The 18,028-nt window shown below is 74.0% G+C and carries 17 protein-coding genes and 1 tRNA gene; 7 read left to right on the plus strand and 11 right to left on the minus strand.

Annotation, left to right across the window (positions count from 1 at the left end; all coding sequences use genetic code 11):
* Positions 1–19: 19 nt before the first annotated feature.
* The 7 genes from ACFYZR_RS29735 to ACFYZR_RS29765 all read right to left on the minus strand — a co-directional run bounded on the left by ACFYZR_RS29735 (position 20) and on the right by ACFYZR_RS29765 (position 7,612).
* Positions 20–1,012: a tetratricopeptide repeat protein gene (locus tag ACFYZR_RS29735; protein ID WP_391915872.1), complete on the minus strand. Its 993-nt coding sequence runs from the start codon at positions 1,010–1,012 to the stop codon at positions 20–22.
* Positions 1,013–1,246: 234 nt separating this feature from the next.
* Entirely contained in the window at positions 1,247–2,512 is a 1,266-nt protein-coding gene (locus ACFYZR_RS29740; protein ID WP_391915874.1) for an HD-GYP domain-containing protein, read from the minus strand.
* Between the two features lie 782 nt (positions 2,513–3,294).
* Positions 3,295–4,617 (minus strand): HD-GYP domain-containing protein, encoded by a 1,323-nt coding sequence (locus tag ACFYZR_RS29745; protein ID WP_391915877.1) that lies wholly within the window; start codon positions 4,615–4,617, stop codon positions 3,295–3,297.
* A 166-nt stretch (positions 4,618–4,783) separates the two neighbouring features.
* Positions 4,784–5,116 carry a mycothiol system anti-sigma-R factor gene (gene rsrA, locus ACFYZR_RS29750; RefSeq protein ID WP_361704671.1) on the minus strand — a complete coding sequence of 111 codons (333 nt, stop codon included), beginning with the start codon at positions 5,114–5,116 and terminating at the stop codon, positions 4,784–4,786.
* Positions 5,113–5,793 (minus strand): sigma-70 family RNA polymerase sigma factor, encoded by a 681-nt coding sequence (locus ACFYZR_RS29755; RefSeq protein ID WP_391916051.1) that lies wholly within the window; start codon positions 5,791–5,793, stop codon positions 5,113–5,115. Before ACFYZR_RS29755 ends, rsrA begins: the two co-directional genes overlap by 4 nt.
* Positions 5,794–6,100: 307 nt before the next feature.
* Positions 6,101–6,742, minus strand: coding sequence for an alpha/beta family hydrolase (locus tag ACFYZR_RS29760; protein ID WP_391915880.1), 642 nt, complete (start codon positions 6,740–6,742; stop codon positions 6,101–6,103).
* A 39-nt stretch (positions 6,743–6,781) separates the two neighbouring features.
* Positions 6,782–7,612 (minus strand): SOS response-associated peptidase, encoded by an 831-nt coding sequence (locus tag ACFYZR_RS29765; RefSeq protein ID WP_391915883.1) that lies wholly within the window; start codon positions 7,610–7,612, stop codon positions 6,782–6,784.
* Between the two features lie 41 nt (positions 7,613–7,653).
* Between ACFYZR_RS29765 and ACFYZR_RS29770 the strand changes: the two genes are divergently transcribed.
* The 4 genes from ACFYZR_RS29770 (at position 7,654) to ACFYZR_RS29785 (ending at position 11,244) form a co-directional block, all read left to right on the plus strand.
* A complete protein-coding gene (locus tag ACFYZR_RS29770; protein ID WP_391915886.1) occupies positions 7,654–8,370 on the plus strand; it encodes a M50 family metallopeptidase in 717 nt (238 codons plus the stop codon).
* Positions 8,371–8,397: 27 nt separating this feature from the next.
* The gene (gene aroA / locus ACFYZR_RS29775; protein ID WP_391915888.1) at positions 8,398–9,768 is read left to right on the plus strand and encodes a 3-phosphoshikimate 1-carboxyvinyltransferase; all 1,371 of its coding nucleotides are present in this window, start codon (positions 8,398–8,400) and stop codon (positions 9,766–9,768) included.
* A 16-nt stretch (positions 9,769–9,784) separates the two neighbouring features.
* Entirely contained in the window at positions 9,785–10,792 is a 1,008-nt protein-coding gene (gene rsgA / locus ACFYZR_RS29780; RefSeq protein WP_391915890.1) for a ribosome small subunit-dependent GTPase A, read from the plus strand.
* A 128-nt stretch (positions 10,793–10,920) separates the two neighbouring features.
* Positions 10,921–11,244, plus strand: a complete 324-nt coding sequence (locus ACFYZR_RS29785; protein ID WP_126915949.1) for a multidrug efflux SMR transporter — start codon at positions 10,921–10,923, stop codon at positions 11,242–11,244.
* Between the two features lie 33 nt (positions 11,245–11,277).
* On the opposite strand, the gene ACFYZR_RS29790 is transcribed toward ACFYZR_RS29785, so the two are convergent.
* Positions 11,278–11,895 (minus strand): TetR family transcriptional regulator, encoded by a 618-nt coding sequence (locus tag ACFYZR_RS29790; RefSeq protein WP_391915894.1) that lies wholly within the window; start codon positions 11,893–11,895, stop codon positions 11,278–11,280.
* A gap of 137 nt (positions 11,896–12,032) precedes the next feature.
* Between ACFYZR_RS29790 and hisN the strand changes: the two genes are divergently transcribed.
* Positions 12,033–12,839, plus strand: coding sequence for a histidinol-phosphatase (gene hisN, locus ACFYZR_RS29795; RefSeq protein WP_391915897.1), 807 nt, complete (start codon positions 12,033–12,035; stop codon positions 12,837–12,839).
* A 210-nt stretch (positions 12,840–13,049) separates the two neighbouring features.
* On the plus strand, positions 13,050–13,457 hold the full coding sequence (locus tag ACFYZR_RS29800) for a cyclic nucleotide-binding/CBS domain-containing protein (protein ID WP_391915899.1): 408 nt from the start codon (positions 13,050–13,052) through the stop codon (positions 13,455–13,457).
* A 125-nt stretch (positions 13,458–13,582) separates the two neighbouring features.
* Here ACFYZR_RS29800 and ACFYZR_RS29805 read toward each other — a convergent pair whose 3' ends face one another.
* Positions 13,583–15,058, minus strand: a complete 1,476-nt coding sequence (locus tag ACFYZR_RS29805; RefSeq protein ID WP_391915902.1) for a catalase — start codon at positions 15,056–15,058, stop codon at positions 13,583–13,585.
* A gap of 160 nt (positions 15,059–15,218) precedes the next feature.
* Between ACFYZR_RS29805 and ACFYZR_RS29810 the strand changes: the two genes are divergently transcribed.
* On the plus strand, positions 15,219–15,635 hold the full coding sequence (locus tag ACFYZR_RS29810) for a Fur family transcriptional regulator (RefSeq protein ID WP_391915904.1): 417 nt from the start codon (positions 15,219–15,221) through the stop codon (positions 15,633–15,635).
* Between the two features lie 41 nt (positions 15,636–15,676).
* On the opposite strand, the gene ACFYZR_RS29815 is transcribed toward ACFYZR_RS29810, so the two are convergent.
* Positions 15,677–15,750 (minus strand) — tRNA-Met (locus ACFYZR_RS29815).
* A gap of 96 nt (positions 15,751–15,846) precedes the next feature.
* On the minus strand, positions 15,847–17,820 hold the full coding sequence (locus tag ACFYZR_RS29820) for a tetratricopeptide repeat protein (protein ID WP_391915906.1): 1,974 nt from the start codon (positions 17,818–17,820) through the stop codon (positions 15,847–15,849).
* Positions 17,821–18,028 lie beyond the last annotated feature (208 nt).

The raw sequence follows: 18,028 nt of genomic DNA on the forward strand, positions 1-18,028 counted from the left end.
CGGGGGCCGGGGCGCGAGCTCAGCAGACCTCTTCGAGATCCCGCCACTCACGGGTGTCGGGGCTGTCGGCGACCCAGCCGTCCAGCAGGCCGCGCACCAGGCCGGGCGGGGCCGCGATGCCGCACTCGCGCTCGGGCACCCACAGGGATCCGGAGCCGGAGCCTGCCGTGCGGTGGCCGAGCGGGCCGGGGTGGCCGGGCTCGCTGTGGTCGTGGGGGTCGAGGTGCTCGCCGTCGCCCTCGTCGCTGGGCATCCGGCTCTCCGAGCACGTACGGCACAGCAGGCGTACGGAGGAGGACCAGTCCTCGGCGGCGAAGCCCGCGTCGGCCGCGAGCCGCTCCAGGGCGTCCCGGTCGGCCTCGGTGGCGGCCTCCAGCAGCACGACCCAGGTGGGGACGGGCGAGGGGGCCCACAGCTCGATCTCGTCGAAGACCGGGTAGGCGGGCCCGGCGGCGGTGACGCGCTCGCCGTGCGGGACGCCGTCGTGGAGGACGACCTCGCCCCAGCGGCGGCCGGAGGACGGCAGCGGGATGGAGAGCACCTCTATGCGCGCCGGGTCGAGCCGGCGGCCCCAGACGACCTCGGCCTCGCCCTCCGGGGAGAGCCGCACGGCCGCGCTGCCCAGCTCCATGCCGGCCGGCTCACCGGCCGGGCCGCCGTCGCCGGGCACCTTGAGCCCGTAGGCCTGCCAGGCGCGGCGGGCCAGCGGCCAGTCCTGGAGGGCGGTGGCGGCGATGCCCACGTTCCACCAGTCGGGAGCGCCGGCCTCGCGGTCGAGCAGGGCCACCGCGCGCAGGCCGGCGGCGCGGGCCTGCTCCCAGTCGTGCCGGAATTTGTGCAGCAGGGCGAGGTTGAACCACGACTCGGAGAGCCAGGGCTCCATGTCGGCGGCCCGCGTCAGCAGCGCGCCCGCGTCCTCGTACCGGCCGTCGCCGATGAGCGTGAAGGCACGGTCGGTGGCCTGCCGCCACGAGGCGGAAGGCCGGTGCCGTACCCTGCCGAAGATCCTCACGATTCCCGCCTGCCGGTTTCTGCGTGTTCCGCGTGCGACCACGCCGGATGGACCGGGTGGCGGCCGCCGTCCTCCCTGACGACTGCCCGCCCCACCCCATGGGTTCCGGGGAACGCTGCCGCCCTCACCGTCTCCTTGCCGACGACGACGCGCATGACACCCCCCGATTTCCGCGTTCTCGCCATTCTCTTTGTCTTCTTCGCATCCAACCATGCCCCTCCGGACGCCCGCTCATTACCCGTGGGTTCGGCGGACTAGTCCCGGTTCGCCCGCACTCCCGCGAGTGCGGTGGTGCGGGCCGCCCCGCGCGAGCACCCTCGCGAGCGCCTCCACCACCCGGGGCTCGTGGTCGTGCGCGGTGGCCAGGCGCAGCCGCTCCAGCGCGCGCAACGGGCCGCACGCCGGGTCGCCCGCGAGGTCGTCGTAGGCGTTGACCGTCCGGACGATACGGGCGGTGAGCGGCTGGTCCCGGTAGGGATCCGCCTGGCGCTCGACCACCAGTGCGACTTCTGGCGGTACGCCGGTCTGCCGCACCACGGCGCCGCCCAGCAGGGCGATCCGGCGGCGCTCCTCGGCGGGCAGCGGCTCGGTGGCCCCGGCGGGCACGGGTTCGAGGAGGGAGAGCTGGCCGATGTCGTGCATCAGCGCCGCCTCCTCGACGACGGCGAGGTCCGCGACGGACAGGCCCAGTTCCCGGCCGACGGCCCGGCCGAGCGCCGCCACGCGGCGGGCGTGCCCGGCGGGGGTGTAGCCAGCGATCTCGGTGGCGCGGGCGAGGGAGGCGACGGTCTGCCGGCGGGTGGCCCGTACGGCCTCGTAGCGGTGCACGGACAGCTGGGTGACCAGCAGCGGCAGGCAGAACACGGGCAGCGCCCAGAGGCCGGCGACGGCCACGGCCAGCGCCAGTACGACGCCGGTGGCGCCGATCGCCGAGCCGATGCCGGGCAGGGCGCGCAGCTCCTCGCGGAGCGCCGGGCCGTAGGGGCCGCCGGTGCGGGCGCGGGTCAGGGCGGCCGCCAGGACGGCGTCGCACAGGGCGGTGAGGGCGAGGAGGAGCAGCAGGAACAGGGGGTAGCACGGGCTGTGGGCGAGCCGGGGGCCGAGGGCGCCGGAGGCGTGGAGGGGCTGGAAGCAGAGGGCGGCGAACCCGGCGCCCAGGACGCGGCGGGCGATCCGGTCCAGCGCGGGGGGCCGGCCGACGGCTCCGGCGAGGGTCGCGCCCAGCACGACGGCCACGACCTGTGCCGCGCCGTGCGAGGCGGGTTCGCCGCCGATCTCGCCGAGCAGCGCGTACGCGAGGGTTCCGGCCGATCCGACGGGCGCGGTCTCGCGCACCCCGCCGGCCCCGGCCGGCCGCCGCCGCACGGCCTCGCCCAACGCGATGAGCACCCCATAGGCGAGAGCCACCTGCGGCTGCGCGACCCCGCACCACGCGGTCCACACGAGCGCCCCGAGCGCGGCGACCCCGGCGAGCGCGTGCACGCCACGCACGAGCGGCACACCGGGCGCCCGCCGCTCCCGGCGCCCCGGACGACCGGGAGGCGTCGCGGAGCCCCGAGAGCCGGCCGGGGGCACGGCGCCCGGCGCGGAACGTACGGGGTGCCCGCCGCCCGGGCCGCAGGGTGCCGACGCACGAGCATGCGCCACGTCCGCATCCGGCGGGCTGCTTGCGCCGGGAAGTGCCGATGCGCCTCCGTACGCCAGGCTCGCGCCCGGCGGGCGGCTCGCGCCAGGGGGTGCCGACGCGCCTCCGGAGGCGTCGCCCGCCGCCTGCCGCGCACGTGGCAGCGCCCGCGCGGGGTGCGTGTCCCGGCCGCCGGGGGCGTTCGCGCTGCCGGGCGCGGGGCCCTGCGGGAGCGGGGTGCCAAGCAGGTCCGGCACGGGGTCGCGGGGTGCCGCCGCGACCCCGGGCACGGCGCCCAGCGGCCACCACGCGCCCTGCGGCGTCGCCGCCCCGGGCCGGCCCGGGGCCACCGCAGGGGGCGCGGCACCCCCGCCCGGCGGGCGGCTCGTCGCGGTGGGTGCCCCCGGCGGGTCGCTCGCCGGGGCTCCCGCCCGGTCGCCGGGCGGGGGCCCGTCGCCAGGTACAGGCCGTACGGGCCCCGGCTCCTGGGCTGCCACTGGGGGGCCACACGCTGGACGCCCAGGCCGGGCGACGGGCCCGGCGCCCGGCCTGGGCGACTCGCCCGCGGGCGTGGCCTCCGGCGGCCGCCGTGCCCCCGGTACGGCGGACTCCGCGGCAGCGCCCGGGCGCGGGTGCCGGGACGGGGGGCGGCCCGCCGTCATGACGGGCCGCCCGGGTGCGCGTAGCCCGCCGCAGGCGAACGGTGATCAACAGGGACGTTTCGGCTGAGCGGAATGACGTCTTCCGGGCAGCGTTCCCGAGGGCTCGCGGGGCACCAGCCGTGGCGGTCGAGTGCACGGGAGAGGGCGGCGACCATGCGGGGGTCGAAGTGGGAGCCCGAGCAGCGGTGGAGCTCGGCCAGGGCCACCGGGACGGGGCGGGCGCGGCTGTAGCTGCGGGTGGAGGTCATCGCGTCGAAGGCGTCCGCCACGGCCACCACCCGGGCGACCTCGGGGATCTGATGCCCCATCAGGCCATAGGGGTAGCCCCCGCCGTCCAAGCGTTCGTGGTGGTGGAGGATCGCGTCGCGCGCCTCGTCGAGGAAGCCGATGCCGCGCACCATCTCGTGCCCGTACTCGGGGTGGAGCTCGATGACGCGGCGCTCCTCCGCGGTGAGCGGGCCGTCCTTGCGGAGCAGCCGGGTGGGGACGCCGAGCTTGCCGACATCGTGGAGGGTGCCGGCGAAGCGGACGGCCTCCAGGCGGTCGCCGGCGATGCCCAGCTCCCGGGCGATCAGCACGGACGCGCGGCCGACGCGCTCGCTGTGGCCGCGCGTGTAGCGGTCCTTGAGGTCGACGGCCTGGACCAGCGCCCGGACCGTCGCCTGGTGCGCGGCGCGCTCACGGCGGCAGCGGTCCAGGACCCAGGAGGAGACGGACATGGGGAGCAGCACCAGCAGGGCCGCCACGGGCCCGTACGCGCTGTGCCACAGGAGCGCCGTCATCAGGCCCGTCGGCCCGTGGAGCAGCGGCGGCACCAGCGCCCCCGGCAGCGACGCACCCCAGGCCGCGCGCGGGGAGCGGCCCTCGGCGGCGACCAGGACGCCGCCGTCGAGCGCGGTGACGACGAGGGCGAGTGTCAGCGCCGCGGCGAGCGCGGGCAGCAGGGCGTAGGGCAGGGCGGACGCCGGGCCGCCCAGCCCGTGGACGAAGGAGGCGGCGCTCGCGGCGAGGGAGAACTGCGCCGCGTGCCACAGCCGCCGCACCCACACGGGCCGCCGGCCGACCCGCCCCAGGAGCGCGCCGGGCACGGCCACCAGCCCGGCGGCCCCGGGCGGCAGCAGAAAGGCCCCGGCGAGCAGCACGGGCACGGTCAGCGGGCAGCGCGGCAGGCGCTCGGAGACGACGCAGAGGCCCGCGAGGAGCGCTACCGCGCCCCAGGGCACGGCCGAGGCGTCCCGCACGGCGGGTACGGCGCACAGCGCGGCGGCGAGCACGGCCCCCGCGATGTACACGCGAGCCGCCGCCGGAAGTGCCCCCATGGCGCGTCCTCCCCGACCCTTGGACCTGGCGTCTGGATGGGGAGAATAGGCTCAGCCGAGCCGGGAAAACCGCCCCGTTGGTATTGCGCCGTCCGTTCGGGTGACGTTCCCGGGTGCGGTGGTTTGGATCAACGACGTCGGCCTACTGCCGACGCCGGACCGGTGGTCAGTCCTGCCGCCCGGCGGCCTCCGCGGCCTCGGCAGCCCGTGCCTCGGCGACCACGTCCTGCTCCGGCACGGCCTCCCCGGCACGGATCAGCTCGATCCGGCCCATGACCTTGGATCGGAGGTCGGCCGGCACGTCGTCGTGGCCGCAGCAGCGCTTGACGAGCTTCTTCACGGCCTGTTCCAGCCCGTACTTCTCCAGGCAGGGCGAGCACTCGTCGATGTGCACCTCGAACTCGGCGCACTTGCCGTCGGGCATCTCGTGATCGAGGAACTCGTAGAGATGGTCGAGGACTTCAGAGCAGTCCGTCTCGTGCGGGTCTCCGCAGCTCATGAGTCCGACCCTTTCCGGTTGTGCGACGCGTCGGCCCCGTTCGGCGCGGGGGCGGCACCGGCCGGGACCAGTCCGCGCTCGCGGGCGTAGTCCTCCAGCATGCCGCGCAGCTGACGACGGCCGCGGTGCAGCCGGGACATCACCGTGCCGATGGGGGTACCCATGATGTCCGCGATCTCCTTGTACGCAAAGCCCTCGACGTCCGCCAGGTAGACCGCGATGCGGAACTCCTCCGGAATGGCCTGGAGGGCCTCCTTGACATCGGAGTCGGGGAGGTGGTCGAGCGCCTGGGACTCGGCGGAGCGCAGTCCCGTCGACATGTGCGACTCGGCACGCGCGAGCTGCCAGTCCTCGATCTCCTCCGACGCGCTGCGCAGCGGCTCGCGCTGCTTCTTGCGGTAGGAGTTGATGAACGTGTTGGTCAGGATGCGGTACAGCCAGGCCTTGAGGTTGGTGCCATCACGGAACTGGTGGAAGGACGCGTAGGCCTTGGCGTACGTCTCCTGTACCAGGTCCTCGGCGTCGGCGGCGTTGCGCGTCATGCGCAGCGCGGCCGAGTACATCTGGTCGAGGAAGGTCAGCGCGTCGCGCTCGAAGCGGGCGTTGCGCTCCGCCGCGGTCTCGGCATTCCGCCCGCTCGCGGTGTTCTCCGCGTCGGTCCCAGTTACCGGACCCACCTCCTCCAACACCATGGCGGCGCCCTTGCCGGACCCGCTCGAATCGGAGAATAGACGACGATCCGGTCCGCCCGCCGCTCCAGCCACGGCCGGATCCACCATGCTCATGACCGCCCATCCCGGGTCGGCCGTGTGCGGGCGGGACGGGCATGCGATCGAACCCATGCGGGGAGCTCCCATTCCTTCGTCTGTGCCGTACCTGACTACAGACCGCACAACAGCCCACCCCCGTGGATCATTCCCGGCGGTAGGAAACTTCTCCGGAAGATCGTCAAGTTCCTCGGGAGACCCTCGGACCGGACGGCCCTCAGATCGCCTTGAGCCACATCCCCACGGCCTCGGTGATCACGGCCAGGGCCTCCGTCTCGGTGATGTCCGCCTTTTTGGGCACCGCGAAGCCGTGGTCCCCGGCCGGCACCGCCACCGGCTCGGCGCCCGGCGGGAACTCCTCCGGACGGCCGAAGGGGTCGCGGGCGCCCTGCACCACGAGCGTGGGCAGGCCCGCGCCGGTCAGCTCGTCGGCCCGGGACTTCTCCGGCCTGCCCGGCGGGTGCAGCGGGAAGCTCAGCGCGAGCACGGCCGCCGCGCCCAGCTCCGCGGCCGTCCGGCACGCCACCCGGGCCCCCGCGCTGCGGCCGCCCGCCACGACGGGCAGCCCGGGGGCGGTGAGCGCGGGCCACAGCGCCCGCCACGCCTCGTCCAGCGCCTTGGGGGCGGGGGCGACCTTCTTGCCGGCCACCCGCCACGGCTGCTCGACGAGGGCCACGGTGACCCCCTCCAGGGGCAGGGCGGCGGCGAGCGCCCGGAGGTCGCGGGCCTCCACTCCCCCGCCCGCGCCATGCCCCAGGGCGAGCACGAGGCGGGCGTCCGGCGCGAGGTACCAGTGGATACGGGCGTTTCCGGCGGGGGTCGGCACGTCCTGCGCGGTCTCAGCGATCTTTGTCGTCACGGGTCCATCCTGCCGCCCGGCCCCTTCAAAACAGCGCCTTCAGAACAGCGTCGACTCCTCCGGCGCCGCCAGCTCGGTCAGCAGCTCGGGGCCGTTGTTGCGGACGTCGCTGACCGCCGTGGCGACCGGGTACGCCCGGACGAGCCCGGGAGGCGGGGGCGCCAGCAGCGCCCGCAGCTCCTCCGGGTCCGTACGGGCGGGGTCCAGCCAGGCGTCCCACCGGTCGGGGGTGAGCAGCAGCGGCATCCGCGGATGGATCTCCGCCAATGAGCTGGGGCCCGGCTCGGCTGAAACGGAGGGTGCCGCCATGGCGAACGGCTCCGTTTCCGCCTCGGTGGTTATCACCGAGCAGGTCGCCCACCAGGCCCGCGGATGGTCCGGCGGCAGCGTCGGGTCGCGCCAGAACTCGTACACCCCGGCCATCGCCATCACCGAGCCGTCGACGGGCGTGACGAAGTACGGCTGCTTCCGGGCGCGCTTGCGGCGCCCCTTCTCCTCCAGCTCGCGCTCCTGCGCGCCGGTGACCCACTCGTAGTAGCCGTCCGCCGGGAGCAGACAGCGCCGGGACTCGAAGGCCCGCCGGAAGGACGGCTTCTCGTGGACCGTCTCCGCCCGGGCGTTGATCAACTTCGCCGCGCCCTCGGGCGTCTTCGCCCACGACGGCACCAGCCCCCACCGCAGCGCCCGGAGCTGGCGAACCGGACGGCGGTCCGCTGCGTCTTTCAGAGGACGTTCGAGCACCGCGTACACGCTCTTCGTCGGCGCCACGTTCCAGTCCGGAGCCAGCGTCTCCTCCGGTACCCACTTCTCCACCTCGAAGAGCCCGGCCAGGTCCTCCGGCCGCCGACTCGCCGCATATCGCCCGCACATGGGTGCCACACTGCCACGAAGACGCTAGGAGCGGCTCACAGATGGACAGCAGCACCACCGCCACCGACCTGTGGAACCGCGTAGTCGGCACCCAGCCCCACCCCTCGCTCTGGCTGGTTCTCGCCACCGGCGTCATAGCCCTCGCCGCCGTCGCCCCTTACGGCGTCTGGCGCGTCACCCGCAACGCGATCACCATCGCCCACGAGGGCGGCCACGCGCTCGTCGCCCTCCTCAGCGGGCGCCGGCTGGACGGCATCCGGCTGCACTCCGACACCTCGGGGCTGACCGTCTCCCGGGGCCGGCCGACCGGGCTCGGCATGATCCTGACCGCGGCGGCCGGCTATCCGGCCCCCTCCCTGCTGGGCCTGGCCGGGGCCGCCCTGCTGGCGGCCGGGCACACCACCGCGCTGCTGTGGGGCGCGGCGGCGCTGCTCGCCGCGATGCTGGTGATGATCCGCAACGCCTACGGGGCGCTGACCGTGGTGCTCTCGGGGGCGGCGTTCGTCCTGGTGTCCTGGCTGGCCGGGCCGCAGGTGCAGGCGGCGTTCGCCTACGGGGTGGTGTGGTTCCTGCTGCTGGGCGGCGTCCGGCCGGCCTTCGAGCTCCAGCGCAAGCGGCGGCACGGCGGCGCCCCCGACTCGGACGCGGACCAGCTGGCACGGCTGACGAACGTCCCCCCGGTGGTGTGGCTGGGCCTCTTCCACGTCGTGTCCCTGTGCGCCCTGACCGGGGGAGGCCGCTGGCTGCTCGGACGGTGACCGGCGGCGAACCACTAAGGTGAGGGCATGACCGAGAGCCCCGTGCACACCGACCTCTGGCCCGCCCCCGTCGCGAACGGGGCCGTCGACGCGACCGTCACCGTGCCCGGATCGAAGTCGGTCACCAACCGTGCCCTGGTGCTGGCCGCGCTCGCCGCCGAGCCCGGCTGGGTGCGCCGCCCGCTGCGCTCGCGCGACACCGTCCTCATGGCCGACGCGCTGCGCGCCATGGGCGTCGGCATCGAGGAGACAGTGTCGTCCAGCTCCTCCGTCGCGGGGGGCCCTGACAACACCGGCGAGGCCTGGCGGGTGATCCCCGCCCGGCTGCACGGCCCGGCCGAGGTCCTGGTGGGCAACGCCGGCACCGTCATGCGCTTCCTGCCGCCCGTCGCGGCCCTCGCCGACGGCCCCATCCGCTTCGACGGCGACCCCCGCAGCTACGAGCGCCCCCTCCACGGCGTGATCGACGCACTGCGCGCGCTGGGCGCCCGCATCGACGACAACGACCGCGGCGCCCTGCCGCTGACCGTGCACGGCGCCGGCGCCCTGGACGGCGGCCCGGTGGAGATCGACGCCTCCTCGTCCTCGCAGTTCGTCAGCGCGCTGCTGCTGTCGGGCCCGCGCTTCAACCAGGGCGTCGAGGTCCGGCACATGGGCGCGTCCCTGCCGTCCCTGCCGCACATCCGGATGACCGTGGACATGCTGCGCGCGGCCGGCGCCCAGGTCGACACCCCGGAGTCCGGTGGCGAGCCGAACGTCTGGCGGGTCTCCCCCAGCGCTCTCCTCGGCCGTGACCTGGTCGTCGAGCCGGACCTGTCCAACGCCGCGCCGTTCCTGGCCGCCGCCCTGATCACCGGTGGCCGGGTCACCATCCCGGACTGGCCCGAGCGCACCACCCAGCCCGGCGACTCCCTCCGGGAGATCTTCACCGCCATGGGCGGCCGCTGCGAGCTCACCGACGCCGGCCTGACCTTCACCGGCACCGGCCGGATCACCGGCATCGACGTCGACCTCCACGACGTCGGTGAGCTTTCACCGGTGATCGCGGCGGTCGCCGCGCTGGCCGACTCCGAGTCCGTCCTGCGGGGCATCGCCCACCTCCGGCTGCACGAGACCGACCGTCTCGCCGCCCTGGCCAAGGAGATCAACGAGCTCGGCGGCGACGTCACCGAGACCGAGGACGGCCTGCGCATCCGCCCGCGCCCGCTGCACGGCGGCGTCTTCCACACCTACGAGGACCACCGGCTGGCCACCGCCGCCGCCGTCATCGGCCTCGCCGTCGAGGGCGTCCAGGTGGAGAACGTGGCCACCACCGCCAAGACCCTGCCCGACTTCCCGGAGCTGTGGACCGGGATGCTCGGCTCCGTCGCGGGGGCGACGACGGCGCCGAGAAGCTGAGAGACCTGGAAGCACCATGCGCCGCTACGGCAAGCACACCGACGAGGACGACGTCCGCGTCCGCCCCAACCGCAAGGGCAACCGCCCCCGCACCAGCATCCGGCCCAAGCACGAGGACGCCGCCGAGGGCCTCGTGCTCACCGTCGACCGCGGCCGGCTGACCGTCCTGGTCGAGGACCGGACGATCACCGCGATGAAGGCCCGCGAGCTGGGCCGCAAGAGCGCCGTCGTCGGGGACCGGGTCGCCGTCGTCGGCGACCTCAGCGGCGCCAAGGACACCCTCGCCCGGATCGTGCGCGTCGAGGAGCGCAGCTCCGTGCTGCGCCGGACGGCCGACGACGACGACCCGTACGAGCGAGTGGTCGTCGCCAACGCCGACCAGCTGGCGATCGTCACCGCCCTGGCCGACCCCGAGCCGCGCCCGCGGCTGATCGACCGCTGTCTGGTGGCGGCGTACGACGCCGGGCTGGAGCCGCTGCTGGTGCTCACCAAGTCGGACCTGGCGCCCGCCGAGTCGCTGATGGAGTCCTACGGCTCGCTGGGCGTGCCCTATGTGGTGACCAACCGCGAGGAGCTGGCGAACGGGGACGCCGCCGACCAGGTCCGCGAACGGCTCGCGGGGCGCGTCACCGCGTTCGTCGGGCACTCCGGCGTCGGGAAGACGACGCTGGTCAACGCGCTCGTTCCGGACCGGCAGCGGGCCACCGGCCATGTCAACCGGGTCACCGGCCGGGGCCGGCACACCACCACTTCGGCGCTGGCCCTGCCGCTGCCCGACGGTTCCGGCTGGGTGATCGACACCCCGGGCGTACGGTCCTTCGGGCTGCACCACGTGGACCCGGCGCGGGTCATCCACGCCTTCCCCGACCTGGAGCCCGGCACCGAGGGCTGCCCCCGCGCCTGCAGCCACGACGAGCAGGACTGCGCGCTGGACCAGTGGGTGGCCGACGGCCACGCCGACCCCCAGCGGCTGTACTCCCTGCGGCGGCTGCTGGCGACCCGGGAGCGCCGCGAGGGCGACTGACGCCCGCGTCACGATCGTCCCCGTTCACGATCGCCCACGTTTGCGAGCGACCTCCAGCGGCAAGGGCATGCAAGGACGCGCAGAGCACCGGTGCGCACGGGGCGGTCCGCGGAACGGGAGGCAATCTGATGGCGTGGCTGCTGGTCGTCGTCGCCGGAATCCTGGAGACCGGCTTCGCCGTCTGTCTCAAGCTCTCCCACGGTTTCACCCGGCTGTGGCCCACGATCGCGTTCGCGTCCTTCGCCCTCGGCAGCTTCGGCCTGCTGACGCTCTCGCTGAAGAAGCTGGACGTCGGGCCGGCCTACGCCGTGTGGACGGGCATCGGCGCGGCCGGGACGGCGATCTACGGCATGGTCTTCCTGGACGACCTGGTCTCCACCCTCAAGATCGTCTCCATCTCCCTGGTGATCGTCGGGGTGATCGGGCTCCAGCTGTCCGGCTCCTCGCACTGAGCACCGGGCACCGAGCCCGGTCCGGGCCCGCCCTCATCGCTCGGCCAGCAGCGCCCGGACCAGCCCGGCGACCTCCGCCGCCACCTCCTCGTCCGGGGCGGCCGGGGCGATGACGTACGAGAGGGTCAGCCGGACCGCCGCCTCGCAGGCGCGCGGCACGGCGTCGGAGGGCAGGCCGGGCGCGTCGGCGCCCACGGCGCCGGCCACGCTGTCGCGGATCCGTTCGACCAGGGCGCCCGGTGCGAGCGCGCCCCGGGGCGGGCGTCCCTCGCGCCCGGCGCGGGGCGCCGGTACGGACGGCGCGGCGGCGGGCGGCAGCCGGTCGCCGCGGCAGCCGGTGAGCGCGGCGCGGACGAAGGGGTTCGCCCGTGCCGTCCGGAGCGTCCACAGGGCCGCGGCGGCGCAGCGGTCCCCGGCGTCGGCGGTCTCCGGCACGGCGGCGAGGGAGTGCTCCACCCCGGCGAGGAACGCCTCGGCCTCCCGGCGCACCAGGGCGCGCGCGAGGCCGTCCTTGCTGCCGAACTCGTTGTAGAGGGTCTGCCGGGAGACCCCGGCGGCCGCCGCGACGTCGACCATCCGGACCCCGTGCCAGGGCCGGGTGGCGAGCGCCGTGAAGGCCGCGTCCAGCAAGAGCTCTCGTGCCGCGGGCATCGTCGCCTCCCCGGCCGTACGGCCGCACGACAGTGGTTGGCCAGGGCACAGAATTGACGCGCCGCCGGACGGTGTCAAGAGCCTTCACAAGTCGCGCCGCGCACGCCCCGGCCGTGGCCCCGGGTAGTGTGCGTGGCATGTCCGATTACCACGATGATCTGCGTCTGGCCCATGTCCTGGCGGACGCCGCCGACGCGGCCACCATGGACCGGTTCAAGGCCCTCGACCTCAAGGTCGAGACCAAACCGGACATGACCCCGGTGAGCGAGGCGGACAAGGCCGCCGAGGAGCTGATCCGGGGCCAGCTCCATCGCGCCCGGCCGCGTGACGCGGTGATGGGCGAGGAGTTCGGCAGCGAGGGCTCGGGCCCGCGCCGCTGGGTGATCGACCCGATCGACGGCACCAAGAACTATGTGCGCGGAGTGCCGGTCTGGGCGACGCTGATCTCCCTGATGGTGCAGACGGAGTATCAGGGTGAGATCGGTTACGAGCCGGTGGTGGGCCTGGTGTCGGCGCCGGCGCTGGGCCGGCGCTGGTGGGCGGCGAAGGGGTCGGGCGCCTACACCGGGCGCAGCCTGACATCGGCCAACCGGCTCCAGGTCTCCCGGGTGGGCCGGATGGCGGACGCGTCGTTCGCCTACTCCTCGCTGAGCGGCTGGGAGGAGCGCGGGATGCTGCCGGGCTTCCTGGAGCTGACGCGCGCCTGCTGGCGGACGCGGGGCTACGGCGACTTCTGGCCGTACATGATGGTCGCCGAGGGGTCGGTGGACATCTGCGCCGAGCCGGAGCTGTCGCTGTGGGACATGGCGGCGAACGTCGTCATCGTCGAGGAGGCGGGCGGCCGCTTCACGGGGCTGGACGGGCGTCCGGGGCCGCACAGCGGCAACGCGGCGGCGTCGAACGGGCTGCTCCACGACGAGATGCTGAACTACCTGCGGCGGTAAGCACTCCGGAGCGTCCTAAACCCACAAGGCGTCGTAAAAATCTGGCAAAAATCACCCCTGTTCAGGCCTTGTTCGCGCTCTTGACGGTGTGTGACGATGACAGCCTCCCCGGTTTGTGAACTTGTGAAGTCCGGCGTTTCCTGCTGGAGTTCACGGTTCCGGGAACGTTCCGGGATCGCATCGCAGTCCACCAAGGAGGTGGCTACGGCCATGCTCGTCCGCGACGCCATGAGCACGGTGGTCCTCACCATCGGCCCCGCGCACACCCTCCGCCAGGCCGCCCGGCTGATGTCCGCCCGCAGGGTGGGCGCGGCGGTCGTCCTCGACCCCGACACCTATGGGCTCGGGATCCTCACCGAGCGCGACATACTCGACGCGGTCGGGGCGGGCCAGGATCCCGACCGCGAGACCGCCCACGGCCACACCACCACCGACGTCGTCTTCGCGACCCCCGAGTGGACGCTGGAGGAGGCGGCGGCCGCGATGTCGCGCGGCGAGTTCCGGCATCTGATCGTCCTCGACCGCAGCGAGGCGGTGGGGGTGGTCTCGGTGCGCGACATCATCCGCTGCTGGCTGCCCGCGCGCCGGCGCGCGCAGCCGGCGACGGTCTCCGCGTGAGCGGAGGCGTATGAGCGGAGGTGCGTGAGCCGGAGCCGGCGCGGAGGATGCCGGGAGCAGGCCGAAGAGGCCGGAGCCCCTTGGCGTCCGGCCTCTTCGGTTTGTACGGCAAGCGTCCAGGGTCGTCAGCCGCGCAGGGCCTGGACGGCGGCCTCCAACCGCTTGCCGTAGTCGGGGTCCGCCTGGCGGAAGTTGTTGATCGCGCGCTCGGCGATGTCGTCGCGCGACACCTTGGCGATGAAGCCGGCGAGGTTGGCGATCAGGCGCTCCTTCTCCGCCTCCGACATCAGGCGGTAGAGGTTGCCCGCCTGGACGAAGTCGTTGTCCTCGGCGTGCGAGGGAGCGACGTGGTTGCCGGTGACCCCGGTGACGGGCACCGGCTGCCACAGCGGCCGGTCCGTCTGGAAGGGGCCGCCGAAGCTGTTCGGCTCGTAGTTCTTCGCGCCCTTGTGGCGGCCGTCGTAGAGGGAGCCGTCACGGGAGTGGGTGCGCGCCTCGGTGGCGTGGGGGCGGTTCACCGGCAGGTGGTCGGCGTTGATACCGACGCGGTAGCGGTGGGCGTCACCATAGGCGAAGAGCCGGCCCTGGAGCATCTTGTCGGGGGACGGGCCGATGCCCGGCACGAAGTGCGCCGGCGAGAAGATCGACTGCTCGACCTCGGCGAAGATGTTCTCGGGGTTGCGGTTGAGCTCCAGCTTGCCGATCTCGATCGGCGGGTAGTCCTCGTGCGGCCAGACCTTGGTCAGGTCGAACGGGTTGAAGCGGTAGTTCGCCGCCTCGTCCGCCGGCATGATCTGCACCTGGACGGTCCAGGTCGGGAAGTCGCCGCGCTCGATGGCCTCGCGCAGATCGCGCTGGTGGCTGTCGGGGTCCTCGCCCGCGAGCTTGTTGGCCTCGTCCTGGGGGAGGTTCTTGATGCCCTGGTCGGTCTTGAAGTGGTACTTGACCCAGAAGACCTCGCCGGCCTCGTTGTTCCACTGGTAGGTGTGCGAGCCGTAGCCGTTCATGTGGCGGTACGAGGCGGGGATGCCCCGGTCGCCGAAGAGCCAGGTCACCTGGTGGGTGGACTCGGGCGACAGGCCCCAGAAGTCCCAGACGTTGTCCGCCTCCTGCGAGCCGGTGTACGGGTCGCGCTTCTGGGTGTGGATGAAGTCGGGGAACTTGATGGCGTCCTTGATGAAGAACACCGGGGTGTTGTTGCCGACGAGGTCGTAGTTGCCCTCTTCGGTGTAGAACTTCAGCGCGAAGCCGCGGGGGTCACGGACCGCGTCCGCCGCGCCGAGGTTGCCGGCGACCGTCGAGAACCGCAGGAAGGTCTCGGTCTCCTTGCCCACCCGGGAGAGGAACTTCGCCCGGGTCCAGCGGGTGACGTCGGCGGTGACGGTGAAGGTGCCGTAGGCACCGGCGCCACGGGCATGCACGACGCGCTCCGGGATCCGCTCGCGGTTGAAGTGGGCGAGCTTCTCCAGCAGCAGCTGGTCCTGGATCAGCATGGGCCCGCCGAAGCCCGCGCTCTCGCTGTTCTGGTTGTCCGCGACCGGAGCACCGGACTCCGTGGTCAGCGGTCCCGTCACCGTTGCCGCCTCGCCGTTCGTCGACACGTACGCCTCCGTCGTCAGATCGTCTGCCTCTTGGCCTGAGCCGAGATCGATCCTACATTGGACTTTGTCTAAGTCAAGATGCCGACGACACAAATATGGGATCCAGTGGTGGACAAGTCCCGCTGCTACGCTGGTCCTATCTGACTGATAGGTGAATGGCATGAGTGACCTGCTGGAACGGCTCCGGGGCCGCGGCTGGCGGCTGACCGCGCAGCGACGCGTCGTCGCCGAAGTGCTCGACGGAGACCATGTGCACTACACCGCCGACGAGGTGCACGCCAAGGCCGCCGGTCTCCTGCCGGAGATCTCGCGCGCCACGGTGTACAACACGCTCGGCGAGCTGGTCTCCCTGGGCGAGGTCCTCGAGGTGAGCACGGACGGCCGCGCCAAGCGCTACGACCCCAACGCGCACCACGCCCATCAGCACCTGGTGTGCTCCCGGTGCGGCACGATCCGCGACGTCCACCCCTCCGGCGACCTGCTGGGCGACCTCCCGGCCGAGGAGCGCTTCGGCTTCCAGGTCTCCGCCGTCGAGGTGACCTACCGCGGCATCTGCCCGAACTGCTCCGCGGCATGACGAAAGGCCCGGATCCCATGGATCCGGGCCTTTCGTATCAGTAGCGGGGACAGGATTTGAACCTGCGACCTCTGGGTTATGAGCCCAGCGAGCTACCGAGCTGCTCCACCCCGCGTCGATGCGCTTACTCTAACCCGTCCGTGACCGCTGATGCAAACGCCCTTACGAGCCCGCTTACATCGCGGTACGGCCGGCGGCCACCGGGCGCGGCCTACGCGCTGAGCTCCTGCTGAAGCGCGTCCCGCAGCCGGGCCGCCCGTTCGGCGACCTCCGCCGGGCCGAGCTCGACCGCCTGCGCGCACCACAGCCGCCCCTCGGCGAGGTCGCCGCGCCGCGCCGCGAGCAGGGCGAGCCGCAGCGCGGCCCGGCCGTGCCCGGCCTCGGCGGCCCGGGCCCACCACAGCGCGGCCTCCTGCTCCCTGCCCTCACGGGCCAGCAGCAGCCCGAGGTTGAAGGCGCCGTTGCGGCTGCCGGCCTGGGCGGCCTCCCGGTACCAGTGGGCGGCGGCGCCCGCGTCGCCACGCTGGGCGACCAGCATGCCCAGGCGCACCTGGGCCCGCCGGTGGCCCTGCCGGGCGGCGCGTTCGTACCACTCCTCGCACTCGCCGCGGGTCTCGTCGTCGCGGTCGAGCAGGGCGCCCAGCCGGAAGGCCGCCTCGGCGTTGCCGCCCCTGACGGCGATCCGCAGATGGCGCTCCGCCTCGTAGGTGTCCTCCGCGCCGCCGTCCCGCAGCAGGGCCATGGCGACCTGGAGCGCCGCGTCCGTGTGCCCGGCGGCCGCGGCGCGCTCGTACCACTGGAAGGCCAGGTCCTCCTCGTCGCGGCCGGTGTAGAGGATGCCCAGGTTGAAGGCGGCGTCCACGCTGCCGGCCTCGGCGGCCTTGGAGAACCACGGCTCGGCCCCGGCGGAGTCGCCGTGCTGGAGCAGCAGGACGGCCAGCGCGTTGGCGGCCTCCTTGTGCCCGGCGTAGGCGGCGCGGCGGTACCACTGCTCGGCCTGGGCCGTGCGGCCCTGCTCGGCGCAGAGCAGGCCGAGGTTGTACGCGCCGTTGATGTCGCCCGCGTCCAGCGCCGCGCGGTACCAGCGCTCGGCCTGCTGGGACTCGCCGCGGTCGGCGTGGAGGGCGCCCAGGGCGTTGGCGGCGTTGCCGTCGCCCTCCTGGGCCGCTCGGCGCCACCACACGGCGGCGCTGTCGCCGTCCCCGGCGTCGCGCAGCAGGAAGCCCAGGGCGCAGGCGGCGCGCGGCTCGCCGTCCTTGGCGGAGGTGAGGTACCAGCGCGCGGCCTCCTGGGTCTCGCCGCGCCCCTCCAGCAGGGTGCCCAGGTGGAGGGCGGCACGGCGGTGGCCACGGGCGGCGGCCTGCCGGTACCACTGTTCGGCCTCGCCCGCGGGGCCGTCCTGGCGGCGGCCGCCCGCGGCCGCGGCGCGCAGCTCGCGCACGGAGGTGTCGCCTCCGCCGACGTTCACATGGCGGCCGCCGGTGGGCGGGCCGAGGCCCGCGGCAAGGCCGTTGGCGGCGTCCTGGGCGGCTCGTGGCGCCCGGCCGTCGAGTATCCGCGCCAGCCGGTACGCGGCCTCGCGGTGGCCGCGCTCGGCGGCGGAGCGGAACCAGCGCTCCGCGCCCACGTCGCCGCGGTGCTCCAGCAGGTCCGCGAGGGCGTAGGCGCCCAGCGCGTGCCCGGACTCGGCGGACTGCCGCAGCCAGTACTCGGCGGCGGGCTCGTCGCCGCGCTCGCGGTGGTAGCGGCCCAGGGCGTGGGCGGCCGCGGCGGAGCCCGCGACGGCGGCGACGCGCCACCAGCTGGCGGCCTCGTCGGCGTAGCCGCGCTGGTGCAGCAGGACGCCCAGGTTGTTGGCGGCGGAGCGGTCGCCCTCGGCGGTGGCGGCGCGCAGATGGCGCTCCGCGCCGTCCAGGTCGCCGCGGCGCAGCAGCAGGGCGCCGAGCCTGCTCAGGGATGCGGGGTCCCCGGACTCGGCGGCGCGGCGGCGGGCCGTCTCCAGCTCAAGGTCGGCCGCCTCGGTGGCGCAGGAGGGCTCGGATCCCTCGCGCGTCTCGGTGGTCCCCACCGGCCCCCCCGGGCCGGACGACGACGGGTCCTGATCGTCCCGGTGGCTCCCGTCCCCGGGAGCCGCTACAAGCCGACGTGTTTCCAACAGCCTCGCCTTGTCCCCCATAAGTCCCATCGTCGCACTCCCGCAACCTGCGTACACCACGAATACCGCAGTCAGTGAGGTCACTTCAGCGTTTTGTCGACTTCCCGACTTCCCGACACGGCGGTGCCCCAAACTCTAATCAAAAGCCCCGCACACAACCCGCACAGACCACCCGGACAGCCGACAGCGGCCTCGCACACGGCACTCGGGCGGCCGTCCGGCGGCCCGGTACACGAAC

It is taken from the genome of Streptomyces sp. NPDC001678 (genome assembly GCF_042892945.1).
Taxonomy (GTDB): Bacteria; Actinomycetota; Actinomycetes; order Streptomycetales; family Streptomycetaceae; genus Streptomyces.

Excerpts from the sequence above, each read along its gene's own strand:
- ACFYZR_RS29770 (WP_391915886.1), top strand. The coding sequence starts at position 7,654 with ATGGACAGCAGCACCACCGCCACCGACCTGTGGAACCGCGTAGTCGGC.
- hisN (WP_391915897.1), top strand. The coding sequence starts at position 12,033 with ATGTCCGATTACCACGATGATCTGCGTCTGGCCCATGTCCTGGCGGAC.
- ACFYZR_RS29785 (WP_126915949.1), top strand. The coding sequence starts at position 10,921 with ATGGCGTGGCTGCTGGTCGTCGTCGCCGGAATCCTGGAGACCGGCTTC.
- rsgA (WP_391915890.1), top strand. The coding sequence starts at position 9,785 with ATGCGCCGCTACGGCAAGCACACCGACGAGGACGACGTCCGCGTCCGC.
- aroA (WP_391915888.1), top strand. The coding sequence starts at position 8,398 with ATGACCGAGAGCCCCGTGCACACCGACCTCTGGCCCGCCCCCGTCGCG.
- rsrA (WP_361704671.1), bottom strand. The coding sequence starts at position 5,116 with ATGAGCTGCGGAGACCCGCACGAGACGGACTGCTCTGAAGTCCTCGAC.
- ACFYZR_RS29745 (WP_391915877.1), bottom strand. The coding sequence starts at position 4,617 with ATGGGGGCACTTCCGGCGGCGGCTCGCGTGTACATCGCGGGGGCCGTG.
- ACFYZR_RS29765 (WP_391915883.1), bottom strand. The coding sequence starts at position 7,612 with ATGTGCGGGCGATATGCGGCGAGTCGGCGGCCGGAGGACCTGGCCGGG.
- ACFYZR_RS29790 (WP_391915894.1), bottom strand. The coding sequence starts at position 11,895 with ATGCCCGCGGCACGAGAGCTCTTGCTGGACGCGGCCTTCACGGCGCTC.
- ACFYZR_RS29800 (WP_391915899.1), top strand. The coding sequence starts at position 13,050 with ATGCTCGTCCGCGACGCCATGAGCACGGTGGTCCTCACCATCGGCCCC.
- ACFYZR_RS29810 (WP_391915904.1), top strand. The coding sequence starts at position 15,219 with ATGAGTGACCTGCTGGAACGGCTCCGGGGCCGCGGCTGGCGGCTGACC.
- ACFYZR_RS29820 (WP_391915906.1), bottom strand. The coding sequence starts at position 17,820 with ATGGGACTTATGGGGGACAAGGCGAGGCTGTTGGAAACACGTCGGCTT.